The organism is Pseudomonas sp. MWU349 (assembly GCF_017947325.1).
Taxonomy (GTDB): Bacteria; Pseudomonadota; Gammaproteobacteria; order Pseudomonadales; family Pseudomonadaceae; genus Aquipseudomonas; species Aquipseudomonas protegens.
Genome location: NZ_JAFEVP010000004.1, coordinates 665,491 through 680,043 on the forward strand (window position 1 = coordinate 665,491; position 14,553 = coordinate 680,043).

Here is a 14,553-nt window from a genome sequence, read left to right on the forward strand (position 1 = left end):
CCCAAGGGCCTCTTCGCCGGCAAGCCGGCTCCTACAGGGCGTTATCAACAGAATTCAGGACAGGTGCTCTATGACCGCAGTCAACGTTTACCAACAGCGCCCCACCACCGGGGCCAAGGCCGAGTCGCCCCTGCATCACGCCGACCTGCCGAGCCTGGTGGGCAAGGGCCGCAAGAACGCCGGGGTGATCCTGCGCGAGAAAAAGCTCCTCGGCCATCTGACGATCCGTGGCGACGGCCACGACCCGGCCTTTGCCGCCGGCGTGCACAAAGCCCTGGGCATCGAGTTGCCGGGTGCCCTGAGCGTGGTGGTCAAGGGTGAAACCAGCCTGCAATGGCTGGGCCCGGATGAGTGGCTGCTGATCGTGCCCAGCGGCGAAGAGTTCGCCGCCGAGCAGAACCTGCGCGCCGCCCTGGGCGACCTGCATATCCAGATCGTCAACGTCAGCGGCGGCCAGCAGATTCTTGAACTGTCCGGCCCCAACGTGCGCCAAGTGCTGATGAAGTCCACCAGCTACGACGTGCACCCCAACAACTTCCCGGTGGGCAAGGCGGTGGGCACGGTGTTCGCCAAGTCGCAACTGGTGATCCGCCGTACCGGCGAAGACACCTGGGAGCTACTGGTGCGTCGTAGCTTCTCCGATTACTGGTGGATGTGGCTGCAGGATGCCGCGGCCGAATATGGCCTGAGTGTCCAGGCCTGAACCCTGCCTGGCCTGGTAGGAGCGAGCTTGCTCGCGAACTCGCGAAGAATGGATTCCCGGAAGACCACAGCGCCCTTGGATTTTTCGCGAGCAAGCTCGCTCCTACAGAGAATCGACCGCGCTGCGGTTGCCCTAACGAACAGGAGTTATCCCGCATGAGCCGCGCCCCCGATACCTGGATTCTCACCGCCGACTGCCCCAGCGTGCTCGGCACGGTGGACGCGGTGACCCGCTTTCTGTTCGAGCAGGGCTGCTACGTCACCGAGCACCATTCCTTCGATGACCGGCTCTCGGGGCGCTTCTTCATCCGTGTGGAGTTCCGCCAGCCCGACGGCCTCGACGAACAGGGTTTCCGTCAGGGGCTGGCCGAGCGCGCCAAAGCCTTCGCGATGAACTTCGAGCTGACCGCGCCCAACTACCGGCCGAAGGTGGTGATCATGGTTTCCAAGGCCGATCACTGCCTCAACGACCTGCTCTACCGCCAGCGCATCGGCCAGTTGCCCATGGACGTGGTGGCGGTGGTGTCCAACCATCCGGACCTCAAGCCCCTGGCCGACTGGCACCAGATTCCCTATCACCACTTCCCCCTCGACCCCAACGACAAGCCGTCCCAGGAGCGTCAGGTGTGGCAGGTGATCGAGGACTCCGGCGCCGAACTGGTGATCCTTGCCCGCTACATGCAGGTACTGTCGCCGGAGCTGTGCCGCAAGCTCGATGGCAAGGCCATCAACATCCACCACTCGCTGCTGCCGGGCTTCAAGGGCGCCAAGCCTTATCACCAGGCCTACAACAAGGGCGTGAAACTGGTGGGCGCCACGGCGCACTACATCAACAACGACCTGGACGAAGGCCCGATCATCGCCCAGGGCGTGGAGGTGGTGGATCACAGTTACTACCCCGAAGACCTGATCGCCAAGGGCCGGGACATCGAGGGCCTGACTCTGGCCCGGGCGGTGGGCTACCACATCGAACGGCGGGTGTTCCTGAACGGCAACCGGACGGTGGTGCTCTGATGATTCTTGGGGCTGCTGCGCAGCCCTTCGCGAGCAAGCTCGCTCCTATAGGCGTTGCGCCTGTTCGCGCGAAAGCGATTTTGAAAACGAAACAGCATCCGTACCCGAGCAATCCACGTGTTTCCCCCTTTGGGTTACGCGGTTCCATAACAACAACAGCGAGGTGAAAGCATGTCTGGTAATCGTGGTGTCGTGTATCTGGGCAGCGGCAAGGTCGAGGTACAGAAAATCGACTATCCAAAAATGCAGGACCCGCGCGGCAGGAAGATCGAGCATGGCGTCATCCTGCGCGTGGTCTCCACCAACATCTGCGGTTCGGACCAACACATGGTCCGTGGCCGTACCACCGCCCAGGTCGGCCTGGTCCTGGGCCATGAAATCACTGGCGAAGTGATCGAGAAGGGCAGCGACGTCGAGAACCTGAAGATCGGTGACCTGGTGTCGGTACCCTTCAACGTGGCGTGCGGGCGCTGCCGCTCGTGCAAGGAACAGCACACCGGAGTCTGCCTGACCGTCAACCCGGCCCGTGCCGGTGGCGCCTACGGCTACGTCGACATGGGCGACTGGACCGGTGGCCAGGCCGAGTACGTGCTGGTGCCTTACGCCGACTTCAACCTGCTGAAACTGCCGGATCGCGACAAGGCCATGGAGAAGATCCGCGACCTGACCTGCCTCTCCGACATCCTGCCCACCGGTTATCACGGCGCCGTCACCGCCGGCGTTGGCCCGGGCAGCAGCGTCTACATCGCCGGTGCCGGTCCGGTGGGCCTGGCGGCCGCCGCTTCCGCGCGCCTGCTGGGGGCCGCGGTGGTGATCGTCGGTGACGTCAACCCGGTACGCCTGGCCCACGCCAAGGCCCAGGGTTTTGAAATTGCCGACCTGTCCAAGGACACCCCGTTGCACGAACAGATCGCCGCCCTGCTGGGCGAGCCGGAAGTGGACTGCGCGGTGGACGCCGTGGGCTTCGAAGCCCGTGGCCACGGCCATGCCGGTGCCCAGCACGAAGCCCCGGCCACGGTGCTCAACTCCCTGATGGGCGTGGTGCGGGTGGCGGGCAAGATCGGTATTCCCGGCCTCTACGTCACCGAAGACCCGGGCGCGGTGGACGCCGCGGCGAAGATGGGCAGCCTGAGCATCCGCTTCGGCCTGGGCTGGGCCAAGTCCCACAGCTTCCACACCGGCCAGACCCCGGTGATGAAATACAACCGCCAACTGATGCAGGCCATCATGTGGGACCGCATCAACATCGCCGAAGTGGTGGGCGTGCAAGTCATCAGCCTCGACGATGCCCCGCGCGGCTACGGCGAGTTCGATGCCGGCGTACCGAAGAAATTCGTCATCGACCCGCACAAGCTGTTCAGTGCTGCCTGAGACTTGAGGCGATAGAAGCAAAAGGGCGACCCACGGGGCGCCCTTTTGCGTTCTGGCATAAGCCCGAGACTGCCGCGAGCACTTCTCCTGTGGCTAAAAACACTCCCCTGTAGCCGCTGCCGAGCTTGCGAGGCTGCGCAAAGGTCCGCAGGACCTTGCTTGGCGATCCTGCGTCGGTGTTGAGTCAGAAACCCTTGCCCGGGTAGTCGACCCAGTGTTCTCCACTGAGGATGTACTGCGCGGCGGCCTCGCTAAACACGCCTGGCGCATCCCGCTGGAAACGCGAGCGCCACTGGGGCAGCCACCAGTAGTTGAGCGCCGTGCCTCTTGGGAAAAGCACCATGCTCAGGACGGATCGGTCGATGAGCCCGCGCTGATACAGCTGGTGGCTGCGGTCCATGAAGTCCAGGTAGTAGTCGATGGGCAGCGAGAGCATCAGCACCGCGGTATGAAATTTTTCCGTGGGCGCGCGTTGCGGGTTTTCCAGCAGGTTCAGGGCGTCGCAGTAGTGGGCCGGGGACTGGCGCGCCAGGGCCTGGGCTTCCGGGATTCCGAGAATGATCAGTGAGTTGATTTCCTCTTGCCAGTCGGCGCCGTTTGTCTCACGGAAGTACTGGCTGATGAACTCGCTCAGGGGGCCTGGGGCCGTGTCCGAGCAGCGGCTGCTGTCGATGGGGCGGCCCAGGGTCCAGATAATGAGGGGGATGCTCAGGGCCAGGGCGATGCAGCCGTAGAGGGCCGCTCTGAGGGGGGATGGTTTCACAGCAGGCGCCGAAAGGTGTGGGGGCAGAGGAGTTTAGCGCTGGCAGCTTCGCTGGCAAGCCAGCTCCTACACAAGTCGGGCCTTGTAGGAGCCGGCTTGCCGGCGAAGGTGGCCGTCAGAGCGCGGCCAATTGCCCCTGGTACAACACCGGCCCGGTGGGCTGGCCGGTGGGCGAGCCGCCGTGGGGTTCCAGGCTCACCGCCAGGGCGATCGGGGTACCCAGCAGGTCGCGCTGGGCCTGGCTCAGGTTGATCCGGCCCTTGCCGCCCACCGGCACCACGCCCAGGGAAATAGGCTTGCCATCGGCAGGAATCGCCCAGAGTTCCAGGCTGCGGTCCAGGCCAATCGCAGCCAGGGTCAGGGGTTCGACCTGCAGGTACTGGGCGTGGGCCTTGATCTGCAAGGCCGGTTGCTGGTCGGCGCTGAGCAGGGTGGCGCTGTAGCGCACCTGGTCGTCCTGCCGGATAAAGCCGATGTACAGGGTCGCCAACACGGCGCAGGCGGCGATCGCCAGGCGCAGGCGCATCCACAGCGGGTTTTTCTGCGGCAGGTGCAGGACCTGGGGCTGGATACGCGCCTGGATGCCTTGCCACACATGCTCTGGCACTTCCTCCTCGGGCAGGCCTGCGGTCAGGCTGGCGAGGCTCTCCTGCCACTGCGCCAGTTCCTCGCGCAGGGCCGGGTCGTCCAGCAGGAGCATGTCGAAGCGCCGGCGCGCGGCGCCCTGCATCAGGCCGATGGCGTAGTCGGCGGCGAGGGCGCGGCGCCGTTCGGGGGTTCGATAATTCATGATTCAAGGCACCTGCGCAGGCGTTCCATGCCACGGCGGATCCAGGATTTGACCGAGCCCAGGGGCGCGGCCAGGTGTTCGGCCAGCTCCGAGCAGGACAGGCCCTGGAAGTAGGCCACGGTGATGGATTGGCGCTGCATGCCGTCGAGGCTGTCCAGGCAGCGGTTCAGGGCCCGGGCGGAGCGGGCGCTGTCCAGCTGGTCGTGGGCCGAAGGGGTTTGATCCTCCAGCTGTTGTTCTTCGAGCTCGCCCAGGGGCCGTTCGCGGTGTTTGCGCAACTGGTCGATGGCCTGGTTACGGGTGATGTTGACCATCCAGGTCAGGGGCGCGGACAGGTGCGGCTGGTAGCGCGCGGCGTTGTTCCAGATGCGCACGAAGCTTTCCTGCAGCACCTCCTCGGCCAGGTCGCGGCGGCCCATGAAACGCAGGGCCACCCCATTCAGGCACGGGGCAACGCTGCGGTACAGGGTCTCAAAGGCGCGGCGATCGCCCAGTGAGCACTGGGCCAGCAGGTGCCGCAGTTGATCGGGGTCGAGAGCAGAAATGGCGGTTCTCCAGGCAGCTGGCAAATGAATGGACCACGGCTGGCAACGGTCGATCCAGCCAGAGGGTAGTCCAGGGTGGGCGGTTGTTCCATTCACGGGGTGCGACCTCCTGCTATGGCCGGTGCCGATGTTCCTGCGCCGGTCGTCGTTGCTGCTTATACGCAGAGCGTCGAGCCGTGGATGCGTGATTCTCGACTAGAATCCACAGGGTGCGGGTGCCGCTGCGCCACTTTCGGAACATTCACCCGATGCTTCAGTCAAAAGGCTGTTTTCCAGCCATCCGAACGCGGGTGGTTTCCTGCCCCATGAGGTTGTTTCGATGAATATTCCACGCGGTTTCGCCTTGGCTACCCTGATGACCCTGGCAGCCGGTTCGGCCCTGGCCGGCGGTTTCAGCCTGAACGACGCGGCCAATGCCATTTCTGGCATGCAGGGAGGCGACAAGGCTGCCGTCGCGGCCCCCACTTCCCAGACCGCCGGCCTGCTCGGAGCCCTGGGTTCGCAACTGAATGTCACTCCCCAGCAAGCCATCGGCGGTACGGGAGCCATGCTGGGCCTGGCGAAGAACCAGTTGAGCAGCACCGACTATTCCCAGTTGAGCAAAAGTGTCCCCGGCCTGGACAAACTCTCGGGCAGCAACGCCCTGGGCAGCCTGGGTGCCCTGAGCGGCCTGCTGGGCCAGTCGTCCGGGCAGACCAAGGGCCTGGACAGCGCCCTGGGCGACGTCAAGGACACCAATGACCTGAACAACGCCTTCAGCGCCCTGGGCATGGACAGCGGCATGATCGGCCAGTTTGCGCCGGTGATCCTGCAGTACCTGGGCCAGCAGGGCGTTGGCGGCTCCCTGCTGCAAAGCCTGAGCGGCATCTGGGGCGTGGCCAAGTAACGCCCTGCAGCCCCGGCGCCGGGCGCGTCGGGGCTTTTCCTGAAGGTTGAAACACTCGCCTTTACCTTTCCCGGAGTTTTCGCCCAATCCGGCCTGTGCTATATCTCGCGCCCCGTTTTCCAAGGAAGCTTGAACGCGATGTTCATGGATGCACTGAAGATGTCTCTGCCCGCCGATGCGGTGCTCGGTTTCATGCTCTACATGCTGGGCGCGGCCCTGGTCTTTGCCCTCTATGCGTTCATCTATACGCGCCTGACCCCCTATAACGAATTCGCCCTGATCCGCGGGGGCAACAGCGCGGCTTCCATCGCCCTGTCCGGTGCCTTGCTGGGCTTTGCCATTCCGGTGGCCAGCGCCATTTCCCATTCAATCTCGATCATCGACTTCCTGCTCTGGGCCGGCATCGCCGCGGTGGTGCAGCTGCTGGCGTTCTTTGTGGTCAGCCTGACCCTCAAGGGCCTGTCCCAGCGCATTGCCAGCCAGGAGTACGCGGCGGCGATCCTGGTGGCATCGGTTTCTGTCGGTGTCGGCCTGCTGAACGCGGCCTGCATGACCCCTTCGGTCTGAGGGCGCGGCCATGAAACGCAGCAAGAGCGTGCGCCTGGTGCTGCTGGGCAGCGTGCCGTTCGCCCTGGCCGCCTGTGACGGCCAGCCCCAGGCGACCCGGGAAGTGCGCCAGACCCAGAATTTCAGCAGCGTCAGCGAATGCGAACGGGCACAGATTCCGTCCGCCATTTGCCAGGCCGCCCGCGATGACGCCCGCGAACGTGGGGAGCGTGTGGCCCCCCGTTACCTGGACCTGCAACGTTGCGAGGAGGATTTCGTCACCGCCAACTGCATGGTCTCGCGCGATAACCGAGCCTATGTACCGATTTCCAGCGGTTTTGCCCTGACCTCCCAGCGCACGGTGCCGGACAAGCCCGAAGAAGAACAACAGACCAGCTCCAGTGGTGGTGGTGGTGGTGGTGGTGGTGGTGGTGGTGGTGGCTCGCGCTTCTGGCGCTGGATCGGCCTGGATTCGACCCCTGAACCGCGCTATTTCAGCGAGGCCCTGTACAAGCAGCGCGATGGTCGTGGCGGTACCCAGCTGAGCACCCTCAGCCAACAGGTGGAGGCCGGCAAGACCTTCTCCGGCGCCAGTGGCGGGCGCTTCGGGATATCCAGCCCGGAACACTTCACCAGCGCCGGCAACCCGCTGGCCGGCGCCCATGAAGTGGTCAGCCGCAGCGGCTTCGGTTCCTCCAGCCGCAGCAGTTGGAGCTTCGGTTCTTGAAGCGCATCCCCAGCACCCCGCGTGCGGACTGGCAAGCCACGGCGCAGCAGTTGGGCTTCGCCTTCCACACCTTCGACGGCGAGCCGTACTGGGACGAGTCGGCCTATTACCGCTTCAGCCTGCGGCAGATCGAAGACGACCTGGAAGACCCGACCCAGGAACTGCACGAGCTGTGCATGGCCCTGGTGGCCGAGGTGGTGGACAGCGAAGCCTTGCTGCAACGCCTGGCCATTCCCCGGGCCTTTCACGAGTTGATCCGCCAGTCATGGAAGCAGGGCGATCCGCATCTCTATGGGCGCATGGACCTGTGCTACGACGGCACGGGCCCGGCCAAGCTGCTGGAGACCAACTACGACACGCCGACCTCGCTGTACGAGGCGAGCTTCTTCCAGTACGTCTGGCTGGAGCAGCAGATGCAGCGGGGGCAATTGCCGGCCGGCTGCGATCAGTTCAACAGCATCGAGGACAAACTACTGCAGGCCTTCGTCCAGGGCGGCTTCAAGTCGCCGATGCACTTTGCCTCGGTCAGGGATTCGCTGGAGGACCGTGGCACCGTCGAATACCTGCGCGACATTGCCCGTCAGGCCGGCCTGGGCACGCGCCTGATCGCCATCGAGGACATCGGCCTCAATGCCGCTGGGCGTTTTGTCGACCTGCTGGAGATGCCCATCGACAGCCTGTTCAAGCTTTACCCCTGGGAGCACCTGTTCAACGAAACCTTTGGCCCGGCCATTGCCGGCAGCCGCACGCAGTTTGTCGAGCCCCCGTGGAAAGCCATTCTCTCCAACAAGGGCGCGCTGGCCCTGCTCTGGGAACGGCATGCGGGGCACCCGAACCTGCTGCCGGCGTTTATCGACGACGATCCCTCCGCCAGCCTGGGCCCGGGTTGGGTGCGCAAGCCGTTCTTTTCCCGAGAGGGCGCCAATGTGGAAATCTGCACCGAGGGCGGTGAGCGCCTGATCGAGGCCGGGCCCTACGGCGGTGGGCCGTGCATTCGCCAGCAGTTCCACCCCTTGCCGGTGTTTGCCGGCAACCACACGGTGATTGGCAGTTGGGTGATTGGCGATCAGCCGGCGGGCATCGGCATTCGTGAGGACAACTCGCCGATCACCAAGGACAGCAGCCGCTTCCTGCCCCACGTGATCAGCGATTGATCAGCGGCTTTCGCTCAGCAACTCGCTGATGCGCTGGTCCTTGTCGGTCCACAGTCGGTTGACCCACTCCTGCACCTGCTGGCGGAACGCCGGGTCGTTTTCGTAATCGCCCTGCCACAGCGCGGGGTCCAGTTCGCGGGTGCGGATGTCGATGATCACCTTGGGCACATTGCCGCTGATCAGGTCCCAGAAGCCGGGAATGCGCTCCTGGGGATAGACCACCGTGACATCCAGCATGGCGTCCAGCTGCTCGCCCATGGCCGCGAGGACAAAGGCCACGCCGCCAGCCTTGGGCTTGAGCAGGTGTTGGAAGGGGGAGTTCTGTTGCTGGCGCTTGGCCGGGGTGAAGCGGGTGCCTTCCAGGTAGTTGACCACGGTCACCGGCTGGCGCTTGAACAGCTCGCAGGCGGCCTTGGTGATTTCCAGGTCCTTGCCTTGCAGTTCCGGGTGCTTGGCCAGGAAGGCCTTGCTGTAGCGCTTCATGAAGGGGTAGTCCAGGGCCCACCAGGCCAGCCCCAGGAAGGGCACCCAGATCAGTTCCTTCTTGAGGAAGAACTTGAAGAACGGCGTGCGCCGGTTGAGGGTCTGGATCAGGGCCGGGATGTCGACCCAGGACTGGTGGTTGCTCACCACCAGGTAGGAGGTGTCTACCCGCAGGCCCTCGCCGCCGCGTATGTCCCAGCGGGTGGGGATGCACAGGGCGAAGATCAGCTTGTCGATCTCGGCCCAGGTCTCGGCGATCCACATCACCGCGGCCGAGGCGTAATCGCGCAGGCGCCCGGGCAGGACCAGCTTGAGCAGGGCGAACACCATCAACGGGCCGAACAGCACCAGGGTGTTGAGCAGCAGGAGCAGGGTGACGAAACAGCCGGTGAGCAGGCGGCGCATAAGGCACTCTTGGCAATCTTTTGGGCGCGCCATGATAAGCAGCTTCGGCGGGCAGGCCAAATTCTAGTGTGCTGACGAATGTTTCACTTGGGGGCGGGTAGGGTGGGTGGCAATTTGCTGGGGTGTCTATCGTGGCCCTTTGGCCGGCAAGCCGGTTCCTACGGGTCAGCGGTAGAACCAATTCGTTGACTGCGGTCTAAAATCCCGCTGCCCCCTTTTTTCAAGGAATCCACCGTCGTGAAATCTGTCCTTGCTCTTGTGTCTCTGTTGGCGCTGCCGGTGATGGCTGCCGAGCCGACCCTGTATGGCCGTTACGAATACATCCGCCTGCCGGAAATCGGCGAAACCCTGCAAGCCAAGATGGACACCGGGGCCCTGACTGCTTCGCTGTCGGCCAAGGATATCCAGACCTTCACCCGCGATGGCGAAGACTGGGTGCGTTTCCGCCTGGCCACCAAGGATGCTGGTGGCAAGGTCTACGAACACAAGGTGGCGCGCATCAGCAAGATCAAAAGCCGTTCCGAGGAGGGCGATGAGGTTGAAGAACCGCAGTCGGCCAAGCGCCCGGTGGTGGAGCTGGAAATGTGCCTGGGCAACGTCAAGCGCACCGTGGAGGTCAACCTCACCGACCGCAGCAGCTTCAACTATCCGCTGCTGATCGGCGCCAAGGCGCTGCGCGAATTCGGCGCGGCGGTGAACCCGGCGCGGCGCTATACCGCCGATAAACCCGACTGCTGATTGACGACTTACCAGGCATCCGGCACCGTTCGCCCACTGAATTTGTGCGCTTGGATGCCATGCCCCATATCCTGATTGTCGAAGACGAAGCGGCGATTGCCGACACCCTGATCTTCGCCCTGCAAGGCGAAGGTTTCACCACCACCTGGTTGAGCCTGGGCCGTGCGGCCCTGGAGCATCAACAGGCGAGCCCGGCGGATCTGATCATCCTCGATATCGGCCTGCCGGATATCAGCGGCTTTGAAACCTGCAAGCAGCTGCGGCGCTTCAGCGACGTGCCGGTAATGTTCCTCAGTGCCCGGGACGGCGAGATCGATCGAGTGGTGGGCCTGGAGATCGGCGCCGACGATTATGTGGTCAAGCCCTTCAGCCCCCGGGAGGTGGCGGCGCGGGTCAAGGCGATCCTCAAACGCATGACCCCCCGCAGCGCGCCCGAGGCGGTCGCGGCGCTGTTCGTGATTGACCCGGAGCGGGTGCAGATCAGCTACCGGGCCCAGCCCCTGAGCCTGACCCGCCACGAATTCCGCCTGTTGCAATGCCTGCTGGAGCAGCCCGAGCGGGTGTTCAGCCGCGAGCAGTTGCTGGACGCCCTGGGGGTAGTGGCGGATGTGGGCTACGAGCGCAATATCGACAGCCACATCAAAAGCCTGCGGGCCAAGCTGCGCCTGGTGGCGGCCGAGGCCGAGCCGATCCAGACCCATCGCGGCCTGGGCTACAGCTACAGCCCGAGCCACGCCTGATGACCTTGGGGCTGCGGATCTTCCTGGTCTATTTGCTGTTCATCAGCCTGACCGGCTATTTCGTGCTGAGCACGGTGATGAAGGAGATCCGCCCTGGCGTGCGCCAGTCCACCGAGGAAACCCTGGTGGACACCGCCAACCTGCTGGCGGAGATCCTGCGGGACGATTTCAAGGCCGGCACCCTCAGCGAGAACCGTTGGCCGCAACTGCTGCGCGCCTATGGCGAGCGGCAACCGGCGGCGACCATCTGGGGCTTGCCGAAGAATCAGGTCAACCACCGCATCTACGTGACCGACGCCAAGGGCATCGTGGTCCTGGACTCCAGCGGCCTGGCGGTGGGCCAGGATTATTCGCGCTGGAATGACGTATACCTGACCCTGCGTGGCCAATATGGCGCGCGTTCGTCGCGCTCGCTGGCCGACGATCCCAATTCCTCGGTGATGCACGTAGGCGCGCCGATCCGCGACAACGGGCAGATCATCGGCGTGGTCACCGTGGCCAAGCCCAACAGTTCCCTGCAGCCCTATGTCGACCGCACTGAGCGGCGCCTGCTGTGGTACGGCGCTGGGTTGATCGCCATGGGCCTGCTGTTTGGCGCCTTGCTCTCCTGGTGGCTGAGCGCGGCGCTGCGACGCATGACCGCCTATGCCCTGGCGGTCAGCGAAGGGCGTCGGGCCGAGTTGCCGCACTATCGCGGCGGGGAAATGGAGCAGTTGGCCACGGCGGTGGAACACATGCGCACCCAGCTCGAAGGCAAGGCCTACGTCGAGCGCTACGTGCATACCCTGACCCACGAACTGAAAAGCCCCCTGGCGGCCATTCGTGGGGCGGCGGAGCTGCTGCAGGGCGAGATGCCCCTGGAGCAGCGCCAGCGCTTTGTCGGCAATATCGACAGCGAAAGCGCGCGCATGCAGCAGTTGATCGAGCGCCTGTTGAACCTGGCGCAGGTGGAGCAGCGCCAGGGCCTGGAAGAGCGGGTGAATGTGCCCTTGGCGCCATTGTGCAAGGAGCTGCTGAACAGCCAGCACGGGCGTATCGAAGGCAAGCAACTGCGGGTGGAACTGCGGGTGCCGGCGGACCTGGCCTGGTCCGGCGAGCCGTTCCTGCTGCGCCAGGCCCTGGGCAACCTGCTGACCAACGCCCTGGACTTCAGCCCGGTGGGCGGCCTGTTACGTTGCAGCGCGCAACCTGTGGAGGAGGGCGTGGAACTGGTGCTGTTCAACCAGGGCGAGCCGATTCCGGACTATGCCCTGCCGCGCCTGTGTGAGCGTTTCTACTCGCTGCCGCGCCCGGACAGCGGGCGCAAGAGTACGGGGTTGGGGCTTAATTTCGTCGAGGAAGTGGTGCAGTTGCATGGCGGCCGGATGCGTATCGACAACGTTCCGGGCGGGGTGCAGGTGACCTTGCGCCTGCCCTGAGCGGGGATTCTCCACAGACTCTCCACATTGCCTCCATAAAACCCCCATGGCCGCGTTCCAGACTCTCTCCCATTCCAACCGGGAGAGCTTCATGAACCGTAACCTGACCTTCAAACTCGGGGCCATTGGCCTGTTGATCCTGCTGTTGCTGATACCGCTGCTGATGATCAGCGGCCTGATCAGCGAGCGCCAGAGCCTGCGCGACGGCGTGCTCGACGATATTGCCCGTAGCTCCAGCACCCAGCAGCAGATCCGCGGCCCGGTGCTGGTGGTGGATTACCGCAAGACCGTGCGCACTTGGAAGACCGACGACAAGACCAAGAAGCGCTATCAGGAAATCGGCGAGGAGCAAGGGCGCATGTTCTTCCTGCCGGAACATTTCGAGCTGGACGGCAAGGCCCAGACCGAGCTCCGTGCCCGGGGCATCTACGAGGCACGGCTGTTCCACGCCGACAACCACATCAGCGGCCATTTCGCCGTGCCCGAGCAATACGGGATCAAGGAAGATTTTGCCGACTACCAGTTCGACCAGCCCTTCCTGGCGGTGGGCATCAGCGATATCCGCGGCATCGAGAACGCACTGCAACTGCAACTCAACGGCCAGACCCTGGACTTCGCCCCGGGCACCTTCGTCAGCTGGCTGGACGAAGGCGTGCATGTACTGCTGCCGCCCCTGGACCTGAAAAAGAACACCCGCCTGGATTTCGCCTTCGACCTGCGCCTGCAGGGCACCGGCCAGTTGCAGGTGCTGCCGGTGGGCAAGACCAGCAAGATCCTGCTGACGGCCAACTGGCCTCATCCGAGCTTTGTCGGCAACTACCTGCCGGTGCAGCGTGAAGTGACCGAGCAGGGCTTTTCAGCCATCTGGCAGACCTCGTTCTTCTCCACCAACCTGGAACAGGCCATGGAGCGTTGCGCATTCGGCACGCAATGTCAGGACTTCAACGGCCGCAGCTTCGGCGTGAGTTTCATCGACCCGGTGGACCAGTACCTCAAGAGCGACCGGGCGATCAAATACGCCCTGCTGTTCATCGGCCTGACCTTTGCCGGCTTCTTTCTCTTCGAGGTGCTCAAGAGCCTGTCGGTGCACCCGATCCAGTACGGCCTGGTGGGCGTGGCGCTGGCGTTCTTCTACCTGTTGCTGCTGTCGCTGTCGGAACACCTGGGGTTCGAGCTGGCCTATGGCGTATCGGCGACGGCCTGTGTCGGCTTGATCGGTTTCTATGTCAGCCATGTGCTGCACAGCTGGCGTAACGGCGCAGTGTTCGCGCTCTCGCTGGCGGCCTTGTACGGCTTGCTTTATGGCCTGCTCAGCGCCGAGGACTACGCGCTGCTGATGGGCTCGCTGTTGCTGTTCGGGCTGTTGGGCGTGTTCATGGTGTTGACCCGCAAGCTGGACTGGTATGGCCTGGGCCAGCGCAAGCAACCGGCGCCCCTGGAGTTCGACCTGGAGGCCGTCCATGAGTAAGTCACTGGGCTTGCGCGAGGACCAGCATCAGCGCGAGCGCCTGACGCAGTGGATTGGCCAGTTGTTTCCACCGCAGGCGTGGTGGCGGGTGCGCCAGCAGGCCGCTCCCCGTGCGGCAGGAGCCGGCTTGCCGGCGAACAGGCCGGAGCGCCTGACCGATTAGACCGGCGGCCGGGTCGCCAGCATCGATGGCCGCTGGCTGACCTCCAAGTACCAGACGGCCAGCTGGGGATGGTCCTGGCGCCATTCCAGGTCGGGGTGGCGGAAGTCCAGGTAACCCAGGGCGCAGGCGACGCTGATGGCGGCCACATCGAAGTGGCTCGCCAGTTCGGCAATCGCCTCGGCTTCCAGCACCGCCAGGGCGCGGCGGATCTTGTCGCGCTGGCCGTCGAGCCACTGTTCCCAGTGTTTTTCCGGGGCGCGCAGGGCCAGCTCGTAGCGCACCAGTACCGAGGCGTCCATGATCCCGTCGGCCAGGGCCGCGAGGGTCAGGCGCCGCCAGCGGGCCGAGCCGTCGCGGGGGATCAGCGGGTTGCCGACGTGTTGCTGGTCCAGGTAATCGAGGATCACCCGGCTGTCGTACAGCACCTGGCCGTCGGCCAGGCGCAGGGCGGGGATCTTGCCCAGGGGGTTGTCCTGGTTCAGCGCGGCGTCCGGGCTGACCGGGGTCAGTTGGCAGCCGTGCAGGGCGACCCGGTTCAATTGCCCGGTTTCATGCAGCAGCACCATGACTTTGCGTACGTAAGGTGATGCCGGGTTGTGGAACAGCGTCATGCTTGGGGTGGACATGAATATTCCTCGCG

Annotated in this window: 17 protein-coding genes; 12 read left to right on the forward strand and 5 right to left on the reverse strand. The window is 64.4% G+C overall.

Features of this window, described 5'->3' with window-relative positions:
• The first annotated feature begins 70 nt into the window (after window positions 1-70).
• The 3 genes from soxG to fdhA all read left to right on the forward strand — a co-directional run bounded on the left by soxG (window position 71) and on the right by fdhA (window position 3,087).
• The gene (gene soxG / locus KCG88_RS19430; protein ID WP_047289634.1) at window positions 71-703 is read left to right on the forward strand and encodes a sarcosine oxidase subunit gamma family protein; all 633 of its coding nucleotides are present in this window, start codon (window positions 71-73) and stop codon (window positions 701-703) included.
• Window positions 704-858: 155 nt separating this feature from the next.
• Window positions 859-1,716, forward strand: a complete 858-nt coding sequence (purU, locus tag KCG88_RS19435) for a formyltetrahydrofolate deformylase (RefSeq protein WP_047289633.1) — start codon at window positions 859-861, stop codon at window positions 1,714-1,716.
• A gap of 171 nt (window positions 1,717-1,887) precedes the next feature.
• Complete coding sequence (gene fdhA / locus KCG88_RS19440) at window positions 1,888-3,087, forward strand: formaldehyde dehydrogenase, glutathione-independent (RefSeq protein ID WP_047289632.1); 1,200 nt, start codon at window positions 1,888-1,890, stop codon at window positions 3,085-3,087.
• Window positions 3,088-3,271: 184 nt separating this feature from the next.
• On the opposite strand, the gene KCG88_RS19445 is transcribed toward fdhA, so the two are convergent.
• From KCG88_RS19445 to KCG88_RS19455, 3 genes are all read right to left on the reverse strand, one after another.
• On the reverse strand, window positions 3,272-3,850 hold the full coding sequence (locus KCG88_RS19445; RefSeq protein WP_047337995.1) for a hypothetical protein: 579 nt from the start codon (window positions 3,848-3,850) through the stop codon (window positions 3,272-3,274).
• A gap of 115 nt (window positions 3,851-3,965) precedes the next feature.
• Complete coding sequence (locus KCG88_RS19450) at window positions 3,966-4,640, reverse strand: anti-sigma factor (RefSeq protein WP_210712908.1); 675 nt, start codon at window positions 4,638-4,640, stop codon at window positions 3,966-3,968.
• Window positions 4,637-5,239, reverse strand: coding sequence for a sigma-70 family RNA polymerase sigma factor (locus KCG88_RS19455; RefSeq protein WP_241774777.1), 603 nt, complete (start codon window positions 5,237-5,239; stop codon window positions 4,637-4,639). Before KCG88_RS19455 ends, KCG88_RS19450 begins: the two co-directional genes overlap by 4 nt.
• Window positions 5,240-5,504: 265 nt before the next feature.
• Between KCG88_RS19455 and KCG88_RS19460 the strand changes: the two genes are divergently transcribed.
• The 4 genes from KCG88_RS19460 (at window position 5,505) to KCG88_RS19475 (ending at window position 8,498) form a co-directional block, all read left to right on the forward strand.
• Window positions 5,505-6,071 (forward strand): DUF2780 domain-containing protein, encoded by a 567-nt coding sequence (locus KCG88_RS19460; RefSeq protein WP_210712909.1) that lies wholly within the window; start codon window positions 5,505-5,507, stop codon window positions 6,069-6,071.
• A gap of 138 nt (window positions 6,072-6,209) precedes the next feature.
• Complete coding sequence (locus KCG88_RS19465; RefSeq protein WP_047289627.1) at window positions 6,210-6,638, forward strand: DUF350 domain-containing protein; 429 nt, start codon at window positions 6,210-6,212, stop codon at window positions 6,636-6,638.
• A 10-nt stretch (window positions 6,639-6,648) separates the two neighbouring features.
• Window positions 6,649-7,344, forward strand: coding sequence for a DUF1190 domain-containing protein (locus tag KCG88_RS19470; RefSeq protein ID WP_210712910.1), 696 nt, complete (start codon window positions 6,649-6,651; stop codon window positions 7,342-7,344).
• Entirely contained in the window at window positions 7,341-8,498 is a 1,158-nt protein-coding gene (locus KCG88_RS19475; RefSeq protein ID WP_047289625.1) for a glutathionylspermidine synthase family protein, read from the forward strand. The genes KCG88_RS19470 and KCG88_RS19475 overlap by 4 nt, the downstream gene beginning before the upstream one ends.
• Here the strand turns inward: KCG88_RS19475 and KCG88_RS19480 are convergent, their stop codons facing one another.
• Window positions 8,499-9,386, reverse strand: a complete 888-nt coding sequence (locus KCG88_RS19480; protein ID WP_210712911.1) for an acyltransferase — start codon at window positions 9,384-9,386, stop codon at window positions 8,499-8,501.
• A 237-nt stretch (window positions 9,387-9,623) separates the two neighbouring features.
• Here KCG88_RS19480 and KCG88_RS19485 point away from each other — a divergent pair, with 237 nt between their 5' ends.
• The 5 genes from KCG88_RS19485 (at window position 9,624) to KCG88_RS19505 (ending at window position 13,913) form a co-directional block, all read left to right on the forward strand.
• The gene (locus tag KCG88_RS19485; RefSeq protein WP_047289623.1) at window positions 9,624-10,124 is read left to right on the forward strand and encodes an ATP-dependent zinc protease; all 501 of its coding nucleotides are present in this window, start codon (window positions 9,624-9,626) and stop codon (window positions 10,122-10,124) included.
• Between the two features lie 59 nt (window positions 10,125-10,183).
• On the forward strand, window positions 10,184-10,864 hold the full coding sequence (creB, locus tag KCG88_RS19490; RefSeq protein WP_210712912.1) for a two-component system response regulator CreB: 681 nt from the start codon (window positions 10,184-10,186) through the stop codon (window positions 10,862-10,864).
• Window positions 10,864-12,282, forward strand: a complete 1,419-nt coding sequence (gene creC, locus KCG88_RS19495; RefSeq protein ID WP_210712913.1) for a two-component system sensor histidine kinase CreC — start codon at window positions 10,864-10,866, stop codon at window positions 12,280-12,282. The genes creB and creC overlap by 1 nt, the downstream gene beginning before the upstream one ends.
• Before the next feature lie 91 nt (window positions 12,283-12,373).
• Entirely contained in the window at window positions 12,374-13,750 is a 1,377-nt protein-coding gene (gene creD, locus KCG88_RS19500) for a cell envelope integrity protein CreD (RefSeq protein ID WP_246882742.1), read from the forward strand.
• Entirely contained in the window at window positions 13,743-13,913 is a 171-nt protein-coding gene (locus tag KCG88_RS19505; RefSeq protein WP_210712977.1) for a hypothetical protein, read from the forward strand. Before creD ends, KCG88_RS19505 begins: the two co-directional genes overlap by 8 nt.
• Here the strand turns inward: KCG88_RS19505 and KCG88_RS19510 are convergent.
• Window positions 13,910-14,539, reverse strand: a complete 630-nt coding sequence (locus KCG88_RS19510; protein WP_047337989.1) for a glutathione S-transferase — start codon at window positions 14,537-14,539, stop codon at window positions 13,910-13,912. The two genes, KCG88_RS19505 and KCG88_RS19510, sit on opposite strands and share 4 nt — an antisense overlap.
• Window positions 14,540-14,553 lie beyond the last annotated feature (14 nt).

Coding starts and splice junctions, on each gene's coding strand:
- soxG (WP_047289634.1), top strand. CDS start 71: ATGACCGCAGTCAACGTTTACCAACAGCGCCCCACCACCGGGGCCAAG.
- purU (WP_047289633.1), top strand. CDS start 859: ATGAGCCGCGCCCCCGATACCTGGATTCTCACCGCCGACTGCCCCAGC.
- fdhA (WP_047289632.1), top strand. CDS start 1,888: ATGTCTGGTAATCGTGGTGTCGTGTATCTGGGCAGCGGCAAGGTCGAG.
- KCG88_RS19450 (WP_210712908.1), bottom strand. CDS start 4,640: ATGAATTATCGAACCCCCGAACGGCGCCGCGCCCTCGCCGCCGACTAC.
- KCG88_RS19460 (WP_210712909.1), top strand. CDS start 5,505: ATGAATATTCCACGCGGTTTCGCCTTGGCTACCCTGATGACCCTGGCA.
- KCG88_RS19465 (WP_047289627.1), top strand. CDS start 6,210: ATGTTCATGGATGCACTGAAGATGTCTCTGCCCGCCGATGCGGTGCTC.
- KCG88_RS19470 (WP_210712910.1), top strand. CDS start 6,649: ATGAAACGCAGCAAGAGCGTGCGCCTGGTGCTGCTGGGCAGCGTGCCG.
- KCG88_RS19480 (WP_210712911.1), bottom strand. CDS start 9,386: ATGCGCCGCCTGCTCACCGGCTGTTTCGTCACCCTGCTCCTGCTGCTC.
- creB (WP_210712912.1), top strand. CDS start 10,184: ATGCCCCATATCCTGATTGTCGAAGACGAAGCGGCGATTGCCGACACC.
- creC (WP_210712913.1), top strand. CDS start 10,864: ATGACCTTGGGGCTGCGGATCTTCCTGGTCTATTTGCTGTTCATCAGC.
- creD (WP_246882742.1), top strand. CDS start 12,374: ATGAACCGTAACCTGACCTTCAAACTCGGGGCCATTGGCCTGTTGATC.
- KCG88_RS19505 (WP_210712977.1), top strand. CDS start 13,743: ATGAGTAAGTCACTGGGCTTGCGCGAGGACCAGCATCAGCGCGAGCGC.
- KCG88_RS19510 (WP_047337989.1), bottom strand. CDS start 14,539: ATGTCCACCCCAAGCATGACGCTGTTCCACAACCCGGCATCACCTTAC.